This is a genomic window from Rhodanobacter caeni, assembly GCF_039523575.1.
GTDB lineage: Bacteria > Pseudomonadota > Gammaproteobacteria > Xanthomonadales > Rhodanobacteraceae > Rhodanobacter > Rhodanobacter caeni.
The window spans coordinates 699,182-711,162 of record NZ_BAAAFO010000001.1 but is presented as its reverse complement, the minus strand read 5'-3'; the positions used below and the strand labels follow the sequence as shown (position 1 = coordinate 711,162).

The window sequence follows — 11,981 nt, the reverse complement described above, 5'->3', positions numbered from 1 at the left end:
AATGTGGTTTCGTCGTGGGCACCGCGGCCAAGATGTGTGGAACATCGCAGGATGGTCGCATTGCCGCGACCGGCACAGCAAACGTCCCTCGGGATGCTCTGCGCTGGTCCCCGACAACGAGCATCGCGACTGAAGCCGCTGCCACCGCCGTCGTCTACCGGGCTTTGCGCAGTGCCGCCAGCAAGATCCGCTGCTGCAAGCGATCCTTCAACGTCACCGGCGGCGCCAGCCCCATGCGCTGCAAGGCCTCCGCTTCGCCTGCCGCCGGTGCGCCGGGCCGGGCCACGGCCTGCAGCAAGCGCCATTTGCCACGCCAGCTGGCGGCGCAGCCTTTCAGCCAGTTCAATGCGGGCAGCAATCGCTGCTCCACCTCATCGAAGTCGCTGCCGAACGGGAACGTAGGCAGCAGGCCCTTGCGCTGCAGCGGTGCCAGCGACTGGCGCAGGCAGTCGGGGCGGTTGCGGCGCCAGGCGGCGGGTATCACGAAATCCGGCGCCAGCTTGCCGTGCGCCTTTGCCTCCACGCATAGCGCGTCGATGAAGGCGGCGTCGGTGATCGACAGCATCGCCTCGACGCATTCGCTGTCTGTCTTGCCGCGCAGGTCGGCCACGCCGTATTCGGTGACGACGATGTCACGCAGGTGGCGCGGGATGGTGGTCTGGCCGTAGTTCCAGCGGATGTTGCTTTCCAGCCCGTTGCGGCCCACGCGGGTGGCACGCAGCAGCAGCACCGAGCGGCCGTCGGCCAGCTCGTGCGCCATCGCCACGAAGTTGTACTGGCCGCCCACGCCGCTGACCACCGCGCCCTCTTCCAGCGTGTCGGATACCGCCGCGCCCAGCAGTGTGGCCATCATGCAGGTGTTGAAGAAGCGCGCGCCGCGCCGCTGCAACGCGGCCAGCGCCTGATGGTCGCCGTACAGCTGGTTGACGCGGGAGACCGGGCACATGTCGATCGCATCCGGGTCGGCCGCCTCGGTTTCGCCCAGCCATGTGTACAGCTCGCGCGAACCCAGAAAGAAGGCGCCGCGCAGGTAGTGGCCACCCGGCGTGGCCGGATTCAGCCGGCCCGCGACCGAGGCGCGCTCCAGCGCCAGGTTGTCCCAGCTGCGACGCTTGAGGATGCCGCCGCGCTGCAGGTGCATGAAGCCGTCCATCACCATCTCGCTGGCGCCGTACAGGCCGGTGTCGAATGGCGCCGTGCCGCCCACATAGCCGGCCAGCGTGCGCGTGTTGCCGCCGACGTCCAGGGCCGCCAGTGCGCCGCGCCAGGCGCTGTTGGACTGCTGGCGCAGCAGCAGCGCCTTGACCAGCGCGTCGGACAAGGCGCCGATGCCGATCTGCAGGCAGCCGCCATCCTTGACCAGCGCGCTGGCGTGCAGGCCCAGCGCGTACTCGGCCACGTCCAGCGGCAGGCGCGGCAGGGCGAACAATGGCGGCGAGGTTTCCGGTTGCAGCTCGGCGTCGAAAAAGTTCTCGGGCACCTCGGCGGCACCGCTCATGTAGGGCAGGTCCGGATGCACCACGGCCACGCACAGCGGCCGCGGCTTGCCGGCGGCCTGTGTCTGGCGCAGGAAATCCAGCGTGAGGTCGGGGTTGCTCGACAGACTGTAGTGCACGCCGTCGGGGCCCTCGCGCTTCGCCACCAGTTGCACCAGCAGGTTGATGTCCTGCAGTACCAGGTCGCGCGCCACGTGGGTGTAGTTCTGGCTGATGTAGCTGCGCTGCGCGCTGGCCGAATGCAGCAGCGCACCGGACTGCAGGTAGAACTCGTGCACGGCCACGTTGGGCGGCAGGGCATTGCGTGCCTGGTCGATCGCGTATTGCGGATCGACCTGGTCGGCACCGAAATGCCGCCGCAGGAAGGGCTCCAGGAAACGCGCTTCCAGCCCCTGCCGTGGCCGCGGGCGGGTCAGCGACAGCGCCGTGTACAGCCGCATCGAGCGGGTGGTATCCGCGGCGGTGAGCGCATACAGCGCGTTGAGCAGGCCGTGCGGCTTGCCCAGGCCCAGCGGCGCGGCCACGCGCAGGTCCGGGCCCAGCGCATCGGCGACCTGCTGCGCGCAGGCGGCGGTATCGGCGTAACGGCGACGGATCGGCATGTCCGCGATCATGCCAGAAGCGTCGCGCGGCGACGGCGCGGCGTGAACAGGCCATCGCTTACACTCCGGCCATGTCATCGCTACCGCTCATCCCCACCACCCCGAGCCGCCTGCTGGCCGAACAGGCGCTGAGCCGTGCCGCCGGCGCGCCGCTGCTCGGCGGCAACGCGGTCGAACTGCTGATCGATGCCGCCGCCCACTACGAGGCGTGGCTGGCGGCGATCCGTGGCGCGCAGGACCGCGTGCTGCTGGAGAACTACATCATCCGCGACGACGAGGTGGGCCGCGCCTTCCGCGACGCCCTGGTCGAGCGGGCGCAGGCCGGCGTGCGGGTGAACGTGGTGGTGGACTGGATGGGTTGTCTGGGCCAGTCGCGCCGCGGTTTCTGGGCGCCGTTGCGCGCGGCCGGCGGCGAGGTGCGGGTGTTCAATCCGCCGCAACTGGGGCAATCGTTCGGCTGGCTCAGCCGTGACCACCGCAAGGTACTGGTGGTCGATGGCGTGCTGGGTTTTCTCTCCGGCGTGTGCATCAGCGCCAAGTGGCTGGGCGACCCCGCGCGCGACGTGCCGCCGTGGCGCGACACCGGCGTGGCGCTGCGCGGGCCGGCAGTGGCCGAGCTGGAAGCGGCGTTCGCGCAAAGCTGGTGCGGCATCGGTACGCCGCTGCCGCCGTTCGCGCCGCCGCCGGAACCGACCGAGCCGGCCGGCTCGGTCGCGCTGCGGGTGATCGCCACCCAGCCTGCCACGGCGGGCATGTACCGCTTGGATCAGCTGATCGCCTCGATGGCGCGCAAGACGCTGTGGCTCACCGACGCGTACTTCGTGGGCTTGGCGCCGTACGTGCAGGCGCTGGTGGCGGCCTCGCGCGACGGCGTGGACGTGCGCCTGCTGGTGCCGGGCAACAGCGATATTCCGGTCGTGGCCAGCATGTCGCGCTCGGGCTACCGGCCGTTGCTGAAGGCCGGCATTCGCGTGTTCGAGTGGAACGGTTCGATGCTGCACGCCAAGACCGCCGTGGCCGATGGCCAGTGGGCGCGGGTGGGTTCGTCCAACCTCAATATCGCCAGCTGGTTGAGCAACCGCGAGATCGACGTGTCGGTGGAGGACGCCGGCTTCGCCGGCCAGCTGGCCGCCCAGTACGAGCGCGACCTGGAAAACGCCACCGAGATCGTGCTGGCGCCGCGGCGCCGCCGTCCTGGCAGCGAGCGCGTGCGCAGCAGCCAGGAGCGCCCGCGCCGGGTGCGCCATGCCGGCGGCAGCTCCAGCCGCGCCGCGGTGGGGGCCTTGCGCATCGCCAACACCGTGGGCGCGGTACTGAGCAACCGCCGCGTGCTGGGCGACACGCCCAGCGGCCCGCTGTTCGCCGGCACCGCCGCGCTGACCGTGCTGGCGGCGGTGTCGCTGCTGTGGCCCGCCTGGGTCGGCTGGCCGCTGGGCGCGCTGGCGGCGTGGTTCGCGCTGAACCTGGGCATCGCCGCCTGGCGCTTGCGGCGCAAGCGCAGCAAGGCCGCGCGCGGCGAGTGAATCGTCCGCCATCCGGTCAATGCAGTTTCTGAGCATATGGCGCCAAGCGGATGTTTCTGCAGGACCCGGTGCGGCAGCGCGTGCTAGGCTCGCCGTCCCATGCCCGCCTTCGACGACAGCACCACCCGCCACGTCCTGACGCCCAGTTCGCTCAATCGCCTGGTGCGTGACCTGCTGGGCGACGCGCTGCCGCAGGTGTGGATCGAGGGCGAGCTGTCCAACGTGGCCCGTCCCGCCTCCGGCCATGTGTACTTCACGCTGAAGGACAGCAGCGCCCAGGTGCGCTGCGCGATGTTCCGGATGAAGGCTGCCGCGCTGCGCTTCCGTCCGGTCGATGGCATGCAGGTGATGGTGCGCGCCAAGGTCGGCCTGTACGAGCCGCGCGGCGAGTTCCAGCTGGTGGCCGAGTACATGGAGCCCTCGGGCGAAGGCGCGCTGCAGCGCGAGTTCGAGCAGTTGAAGGCCCGGCTCAACGCCGAAGGGCTGTTCGAGGCCTCGCGCAAACGCGCCTTGCCGCGTTATGCGCGGCGCATCGGCGTGATCACCTCGGCCACCGGCGCGGCGGTGCGCGACGTGCTGAGCGTGCTGGCACGACGCTGGCCGCTGGCGCACGTCGAGATCCTGCCGGTGCCGGTACAGGGGCGCGAGGCACCGCCGGCGATCGTGGCGATGCTGGGCAAGGCCTCGGCCTGCACCCGCTACGACGTGCTGCTGCTGACCCGCGGCGGTGGTTCGCTGGAAGACCTGTGGGCGTTCAACGAGGAAACCGTGGCGCGCGCCATCCATGCCAGCGCGGTTCCTGTCATTTCGGCCGTGGGCCACGAGATCGATTTCAGCATCGCCGACTTCGTCGCCGACCTGCGCGCCCCCACGCCTTCGGCCGCCGCCGAATTGCTGGTGCCCGACGCGGTGGCGATCGATCGCCACCTGCGGCAATTGCAACAGCGCCTGGTCACCGTGCAGCGGCGCCAATTGCAGGCGCGGTCGCAACGGCTCGACCATGCCCTGGCGCGCTTGCAGGCGCAGCGCCCGCAGGCGCGGCTGCAACGCGACCGCGAACGCCTGCAGCATCTGCGTCTGCGCCTCGCCACGTTGCTGCGCGAACAGCAGCACCTGCGCAAGGCCCGCCTCCAGCGCCTGCACAGCGGCCTGCTGGCCCAGCACCCGCGCGTGCGCCTGCCCCTGCTCACCCGCCGGCTGGCCGAGCAGGACCAGCGCCTGCGCCGCGCCATCGCGCAAGCGCTCGAACGCCGGCAAACCGCCCTGCGCCATGCCGGCCGCGCCCTGCACGCGATCAGCCCGCTGGCCACGCTGGATCGCGGCTACGCCATCCTGTTCGACAGCAACGGCAAGGTGCTGCGCTCGGTCCAATCCGCCCCACCCGGCAGCGTTTTGCGCGCACGACTGGCGGATGGGGAGCTGGGATTGCGGGTGGAGCAGAACACCCCGGCCGAACGACGCGAGTAGACGCCCCGGCTGCATGGACCGGACGCGAGGGATATCAGCGCAAGCCCTGCCCTGCGGTTTGCAGCCGCTTCAGGCCCCGCCCTCGCGCCAGCATCGTCGGCGCGATGCCGAACATGCGGCGGCAGGTGCGGCTGAGGTGCGCCGAGTCGGCAAAGCCGGCCTGCTGCGCCGCGTCCGTCCACGAGCCGCCCGCCATGCCGCGCGCCACGGCCAGCCCCACGCGCGCCCACAGCAGGTAGGCGCGGAACGAGATCCCTGTCTGCGCCACGAACAGATGGCGGAAGCGGCTCGGCGAAAGATGGGCGATGGCGGCAGCCTGGGCCAGGGGGAGTTCGGCGTCGGGATGCTCGCGGATGCGATCCAGCACGCGTGCGATGCGCGGATCGACGGCCTGCGGTCCCGCGGGGTGGGCCGACAGATGCTCGACGATGCGTTGCGCGGCCTGCACCAGCGCAGCGTCGGTCCCTCGCGTCTCGAACACGGAAAGCAGCGCCGCCGTGCGCGCCGCCAGCCCTTCGTCGCCCAGCAGGTCCACGTCGTGCTGCCGATGGCGCACGACCAGTTCGCGACCGGCCAGTGTCTCCGGCTCGACGAACACCAGCGCCACCGTGTGGCCGCACCCGTCGAACAGGTGCGGCCGGTCCGGCATGACGATGGCGGCCGAGGTCTGATGCCAGGCCTCCGCCGCCGCGCCCCGGATGCGGAACGGTTGCGCCGCCGCCAGCGTGATCTGGATAGCGTGGTGACTGTGCGCCCGCGCCTGGCCGGTATCGCGCCCGACCCACACGCTGCCGCCCTTCCACATGGCCACGCGGCCGATGCCGATGACGGCGCGTCGGGGTTCTGCGGCGGGCGTGGACAGAGACATGACGGCGCATCGCATCGAGGCAGGAGGTGCGAAGGTTAGCCCCTTGGTTCAAGCCGCCGGAAGAGGCGATGCCGACAATGTCGCCACGGAGCGAACCTCCGTATTCTCTTTTGCCAACTTGACGAGGACACCACCATGAACACCATCGACACCGTCGCCTGCCGTTGCTCCGACTGCGCCGGCGCCACCTGCACCTGCGGCTGCCAGGGCGCACCCGCCAGCCAGTCCGGTTGCGGCTGCGGTTGCGGCACCGGCCAGCCCTGCCGTTGCGGCGGGACGGACGCCTGAGCGAGCCATTCCAAGGGCGGCGCGTCACACGCGCGCCGCCCGGAACTTTCCCATGTCCTACGACCTGATCATCTTCGACCTGGACGGCACGCTTGCCGATTCCTTCGCGTTCTTCGTCAGCGTGCACAACCAGCTCGCCGACCGCCATGGTTTCCGCCACATCGCACCGGCGGAAATCGACGCGCTGCGCGGCCGTTCGGCGCGCGAGGTCATGCGTCACGTGCGGCTGCCGCGCTGGAAGCTGCCGTGGGTGGCGCGCAGCTTCGTGCGCCTGATGCGCGCGGCGGACATCCCGTTGTTCGCGGGCGTCGGGCCGATGCTGCAGCAGCTGGAGCGCAGCGGCGCCGCCCTGGCGCTGGTGTCGTCCAACGCCGCGGACAACTGCCGGCGCATCCTCGGCGATGCCCATTGGCAGCGGCTGGTGCATGTCGAGTGCGGCGCGTCGATCCTCGGCAAGCGCCGGCGCATCGCGCGCGTGCTGCGGGCCACCGGCATCGAACCGACCCGCGCCATCTACGTCGGCGACCAGATCACCGATGCCGAGGCGGCCCGCGCCGCCGGCGTGGCTTTCGGCGCCGTCGCGTGGGGCTATGCCACGCGCGCTTCGCTGCAACGGTTGCAGCCGGCCCACCTGTTCGACGCCGTCGAAGAGCTGGCCTTGCTGACGGCGTAACGGCTCCGGCGCTACGGCCCCGCCACCGGGCGTCGCCCCTTGCGCCGCCATGCGGCCGGCGGCATGCCGAACTCGCGCTTGAAGGCGCGGTTGAACGCAGCTTCGGATTCGTAGCCGCAGTCGCCGGCCAGCGCGGCGACGGGACGCCGGGTGTCCTGCAGGGCGGCGGCCGCGCGGCGCAGGCGCCAGCGCGTGAGGTAATGCATCGGCGGCATGCCGATCAGTTCGTTGAAACGCTGCGCGAGCGCGGAGCGTGACAGGCCCGCATGCGCGCCCAGTTCCTCCACATTCCAGGCATGCATGGGGCGTTCGTGCAGCGCATTGAGCGCGCGGCCGACATAGGGATCGCGCAGGCCGGCCAGCCAGCCGGTCTCGTGCGCCGGCAAGGCATCGATGTGGCGGCGGATGGCCTCCAGGAACAGCAGTTCCGCGAGCTTCGCCTTGACGCTCGCCGCGCCCGGCCCGGGCGCGTTGTCCGCATGCGCCGCGTGGTAGAGCAAGTCCAGCAGCCAGCCGCCGCCCGCGGCGCCGGCGAGCGGCACGCGCAGGATGTGCGGCAAGGCATCGAGCAGCGGTTGGCACAGGCGCGGCTCGCAGGCCAGGAAGCCGCAGATGAAGCGCGTCTCCTTGCCGCCACCACCGTGGTCGATGCGCATCAGCCCGCCCGGCGGCGCCGGCTGCACCAGGGTGTCGGACATCACCGCCGCCAGCTGCAGGTCGCTGCCCAGGCAATGCGCGTCGTCGTGCGGCAACAGCAGCAGGTCGCCTGCCTGCACCTGCAAGGTGTCGCCGCCGCTGCGCAGTCGCACGCGGCATTGGCCGCGGGTGATCGCGTGGAAAAAGATGATGTGGCCGAGGCCGGCGAAGATGCCGCCGGATTCGCGCGCGGGGCGGGATTCCACGCACCACGGCGCCGTGAAGCGCGAGTCCAGGAACAGCGCCCCGTTCAACTTGACCACCTGCAGCAGGTCGGAAAGAGCGTCCATCAAGAAAGCCGGCGGATCGGCAAAGCGCGACGGCGCGGGTGCGGCAAATACTACTCCCGCGTTTTCCCCCCACATCGTCCGCCGCCAGGAGTCCTCATCATGTCCGCCGTACCTTCCCCCGTGCCCGCGCCCGACCTTGCCGCCATCAAGACCCGCCAGCAGGCGGTGTGGTCGAGCGGGGATTACGCCGCCATCGGCACCACGCTGCAGATCGTGGGCGAGAACCTCTGCGAAGCCCTCGACCTGCGCGCGGGCAGCCGCGTGCTCGACGTCGCCGCCGGCAACGGCAACGCCACCCTCGCGGCGGCGCGGCGCTTCGGCGACGTGGTGTCGACCGACTACGTCGCCACGTGGCTCGCCGCCGGGCGCGCCCGCGCCCAGGCCGAAGGCCTGTCCGTCCGCTTCCAGGAAGCCGACGCGGAGGATCTGCCGTTTGCCGACGCTTCGTTCGATGCCGTGCTGTCCACCTTCGGCGTGATGTTCACCCCGAACCAGGAACGGGCGGCCGCCGAGCTTGCGCGGGTATGCCGGCCGGGCGGCCGGATCGGCCTGGCGAACTGGACGCCGGAGGGCTTCATCGGCCAGCTGTTCAGGATCATCGGCCGCTACGCGCCGCCTGTCGCCGGCCTGCCGTCGCCGCTGCTGTGGGGCACGCGCGCGCGGCTGGAGGCGCTGTTCGGCCGGTCGGCGAAGGCGATCCGCGCCGAGCCGCGGCACTTCACCTTCCGCTACCGCTCGCCCGAGCACTGGGTGGAGGCGTTTCGTGCCTGGTACGGGCCGGTGAACAAGGTCTATGCCGTGCTTGATGCCACGAAGCAGGACGAGCTCACGCGCGACATCCTCGCCCTGATCGCCCGCGGCAATCGCGCGGACGACGGCAGCATGGTGCTGCCGGCCGAATACCTGGAGGTCGTGATCGAGCGGCGTTGAACGGTGGTCGTCGGCAAGGCTCACGGCCACTGAACATCACGACGTCCTATGCTTGCCCGATCGCAACCGCGGGCAGGCACCATGTTGAACAAGAGCTATCCCTACTACCTCGCCAACCAGCCACAGCAGCCGAACACCGACCTCGTAGTGCGCGACAAGTACAGCGGCCGCATCGCCACCCGTGTCGCCGTGCCGGATGCGAAGACGGTGGAGAAAGCCATCGTCGCCGCGGTGAAAGCCACCACGCCGATGCGCAGCTTCAAGCCCTGGGCGCGCCAGGCGGTGCTGCGCCATTGCGTGCAGCGCTTCGACGAGCGCCGCGACGAGCTGGCCGAGGCGCTGTGCATCGAGGCGGGCAAGCCGATCCGCGATGCCGCCGGCGAGGTGACGCGGCTGATCGAGACGTTCCAGATCGCCGCCGAGGAAGCCGTACGCATCAACGGCGAGACGCTGAACCTGGAACTGGCCAGCCGTCTGGACGGCTATCACGGCTACACCAAACGCGTGCCGCTGGGGCCGGTGTCGTTCATCACGCCATTCAATTTCCCGCTGAACCTGGTGGCGCACAAGGTCGCCCCCGCGATCGCCGCCGGCTGCCCGTTCGTGCTGAAGCCGGCGGAGAAAACGCCGATCGGCGCGCTGATCATCGGCGAGATCCTGGCCGAGACGGATCTGCCCAGGGGCGCGTTCTCGATCCTCCCCATCGACGGCGAGCACGCCTCGCCGCTGGTGGAGGACGAACGCTTCAAGCTGCTCTCGTTCACCGGCAGCCAGATCGGCTGGGACCTGAAAGCGCGCGCCGGCCGCAAGAAAGTGGTGCTGGAGCTGGGCGGCAATGCCGCGTGCATCGTCGACGCTGACCAGGGCCCGCACCTGAAGCGCGTGGTTGATCGGCTGATCTTCGGCGCGTTCTACCAGTCCGGCCAGAGCTGCATCGGCGTGCAGCGCATCTATGCCCACGACGACATCTACGACGCCTTGAAGAAACGGCTGGTGGCGGCCACGAAAAAACTCAAAAGCGGCGACCCGAAAAAAGACGACACCTTCCTCGGCCCGATGATCGACGAGGCAGCCGCCAAGCGCCTGCACGGCTGGATCGAGGAAGCGCGCGAGGCCGGGGGCAAGCTGCTGTGCGGCGGCAAGCGCGAGGGCAACATGCTTGAGGCCACGCTGATGGAAAACGTGCCGGCCGATACCAAGGCCAACCGCATGGAAGCCTTCGGCCCGTTCGCCCTGCTGCAGCGCTACAGCAGCTTTGACGAGGCCATCGCGCTGGTCAACGATTCGGACTACGGCCTGCAGGCCGGCATCTTCACCGACAGCCTGGACCACGCCATGCGCGCCTGGAACGAGCTGGACCAGGGCGGCGTGATCGTCAACGACATCCCCAGCTTCCGCGTGGACAGCATGCCCTACGGCGGCGGCAAGCTGTCCGGCTTCGGCCGCGAAGGCATCCGCTACGCGATCGAGGACATGACCGAGATCCGCCTGATGGTGATGCGCGAAGGCTGATCGGGCCCGCACAACCTGTAGGAGCGACTTCAGTCGCGACCGCTTTTGGTACGGCGCGCGGAGAGCATCGCGACTGAAGTCGCTCCTACAGTCGCCCCTACAGTCGTCCCCGCAGCCCTTCCTACAGCCATCGGCCGGTACCGCCGTGCCGCGTGTTGCGCCATCATCGCCGGCATCTCCTCGCGGAGCGGTGCCATGACCACGCTTGTATTCGTCCACGGCTGGAGCGTCACCAACACCTCCACCTACGGGCAACTGCCGCGGCAGTTGCAGCAGCAGGCCGCCGCGGCGGGGATGCCGTTGACGCTGGCGGACATCTGGCTCTCGGAGTACGTGAGTTTCGACGACGCGGTGACGATGGCCGACCTGGTGCGCGCATTCGACCACGCGCTGCGCGACCTGCACCTGCTGGACGCGGGCATCGCCTGCATCACCCACTCCACCGGCGGCCCGGTGGTGCGTGAGTGGCTGCGTGCGCAGCGCGACAAGCCCGGCAGCCACAGCACCATCAAGCTGAGCCATCTGGTGATGCTGGCGCCCGCCAACTACGGCTCGGCGCTGGCGCAGTTGGGCAAAGGCGCGCTGGGCAAGCTGAAGTCGTGGTGGAACGGGGTGGAGCCCGGCCAGCGCATCCTGGACTGGCTGGCGCTGGGCAGCGACGCGTCGCTGTCGCTGAATCTCGACTACATCCATGGCGCCGACCCCACCAGCGCCGGCCAGTACCTGTTCGTGTTGACCGGCGACCGGCCCGACCGCGCGTTCTACGATCACCTCAACAGCTACACCGGCGAGGACGGCTCCGACGGCGTGGTGCGCATCGCCGCCGCCAACCTCAACGCGCGCCACGCGGTGCTGGTGTCCGACGGCAAGGCCGCGACGGTGGACACCCTGGCGCTGAACCTGCAGCGCGGCCCCCGTTGCGCGTTCAAGCTCATCGCCGGCGCATCGCACTCCGGCGACGCCCACGGGATCATGGCCAGCGCCGCGCCCGCCACCGTGGATGCCATTCTGCGCTGCCTGCAGGTGCGCAGCGCCGCCGCGTATGCCGCGCTGTGCACCGCGTTCGAACAGGAAATCGCGGCGCGCGACGCCGACAAGGTGGAGCTGGAACCGGCCGGCCCGTTCGCCCCGCGCGTGCACATCCACGACCCGCGCAGCCTGCTGATCGTGCGCCTGTCCGACGAGGCGGGCGAGCCGCTGCCCGAGGCCGGCTTCCTGCTGACCGCGGGGGTGCAGGCCAGCCCCGACCTGATGCCCGACGGCTTCCTGGTGGATCGCCAGGCGAATGCGAAAAGCCGCGCGGTATCGCTCTACCTCAACCACAGCCTGCTGGCCGGCGACGATCGCGTGGCCGACCCGCGCAACACCCGCAAGACCTTGCGCGCGGCCGTGCCCAGCCATCGCCCGTACGGGGCACGCGTGCAGCCGGCCGATCTCGCCGGGCTGGTGCACCATGCGCTGGCGCAAAGCGCGCCGGCCGACGACCTGTTCAACATGCTGGGCGCGCACCAGACCACGGTGCTGGACGTGGTGCTGCCGCGGCACGTCCACGAGGGCGTGTTCCGCCTGACGAAGGACCTTGCGCCGCACGATTTCCGCAAGCCCGAACCCGGCCCGCTCATCAGCTGATCAGCCT

General features: G+C 70.3%; 10 protein-coding genes. 7 read left to right on the top strand and 3 right to left on the bottom strand.

What is annotated here, in order from left to right:
* Positions 1–154: 154 nt before the first annotated feature.
* Positions 155–2,110, bottom strand: a complete 1,956-nt coding sequence (locus ABD017_RS03315; RefSeq protein ID WP_425543649.1) for an acetyl-CoA hydrolase/transferase C-terminal domain-containing protein — start codon at positions 2,108–2,110, stop codon at positions 155–157.
* Between the two features lie 59 nt (positions 2,111–2,169).
* On the opposite strand from ABD017_RS03315, the gene ABD017_RS03310 reads away from it, so the two are divergent.
* Together ABD017_RS03310 and xseA are read left to right on the top strand one after the other, a co-directional pair.
* Positions 2,170–3,621, top strand: a complete 1,452-nt coding sequence (locus tag ABD017_RS03310) for a phospholipase D-like domain-containing protein (protein WP_343880104.1) — start codon at positions 2,170–2,172, stop codon at positions 3,619–3,621.
* 99 nt (positions 3,622–3,720) lie between these two features.
* Complete coding sequence (xseA, locus tag ABD017_RS03305; protein ID WP_343880102.1) at positions 3,721–5,088, top strand: exodeoxyribonuclease VII large subunit; 1,368 nt, start codon at positions 3,721–3,723, stop codon at positions 5,086–5,088.
* 34 nt (positions 5,089–5,122) lie between these two features.
* On the opposite strand, the gene ABD017_RS03300 is transcribed toward xseA, so the two are convergent.
* On the bottom strand, positions 5,123–5,956 hold the full coding sequence (locus tag ABD017_RS03300) for a helix-turn-helix domain-containing protein (protein ID WP_343880100.1): 834 nt from the start codon (positions 5,954–5,956) through the stop codon (positions 5,123–5,125).
* Between the two features lie 135 nt (positions 5,957–6,091).
* On the opposite strand from ABD017_RS03300, the gene ABD017_RS03295 reads away from it, so the two are divergent.
* Both ABD017_RS03295 and ABD017_RS03290 read left to right on the top strand, forming a co-directional pair.
* Positions 6,092–6,244 carry a hypothetical protein gene (locus ABD017_RS03295; protein ID WP_343880098.1) on the top strand — a complete coding sequence of 51 codons (153 nt, stop codon included), beginning with the start codon at positions 6,092–6,094 and terminating at the stop codon, positions 6,242–6,244.
* A 52-nt stretch (positions 6,245–6,296) separates the two neighbouring features.
* The gene (locus tag ABD017_RS03290; protein WP_343880096.1) at positions 6,297–6,917 is read left to right on the top strand and encodes an HAD hydrolase-like protein; all 621 of its coding nucleotides are present in this window, start codon (positions 6,297–6,299) and stop codon (positions 6,915–6,917) included.
* A gap of 11 nt (positions 6,918–6,928) precedes the next feature.
* On the opposite strand, the gene ABD017_RS03285 is transcribed toward ABD017_RS03290, so the two are convergent.
* The gene (locus ABD017_RS03285; protein ID WP_343880093.1) at positions 6,929–7,903 is read right to left on the bottom strand and encodes an AraC family transcriptional regulator; all 975 of its coding nucleotides are present in this window, start codon (positions 7,901–7,903) and stop codon (positions 6,929–6,931) included.
* 99 nt (positions 7,904–8,002) lie between these two features.
* Between ABD017_RS03285 and ABD017_RS03280 the strand changes: the two genes are divergently transcribed.
* The 3 genes from ABD017_RS03280 to ABD017_RS03270 all read left to right on the top strand — a co-directional run bounded on the left by ABD017_RS03280 (position 8,003) and on the right by ABD017_RS03270 (position 11,974).
* Positions 8,003–8,833, top strand: coding sequence for a class I SAM-dependent methyltransferase (locus tag ABD017_RS03280; protein ID WP_343880091.1), 831 nt, complete (start codon positions 8,003–8,005; stop codon positions 8,831–8,833).
* Between the two features lie 81 nt (positions 8,834–8,914).
* Positions 8,915–10,345, top strand: a complete 1,431-nt coding sequence (locus tag ABD017_RS03275; protein WP_343880089.1) for an aldehyde dehydrogenase family protein — start codon at positions 8,915–8,917, stop codon at positions 10,343–10,345.
* Positions 10,346–10,540: 195 nt separating this feature from the next.
* On the top strand, positions 10,541–11,974 hold the full coding sequence (locus tag ABD017_RS03270) for a lipase family protein (protein WP_343880087.1): 1,434 nt from the start codon (positions 10,541–10,543) through the stop codon (positions 11,972–11,974).
* The last annotated feature ends 7 nt before the right edge of the window (positions 11,975–11,981 follow it).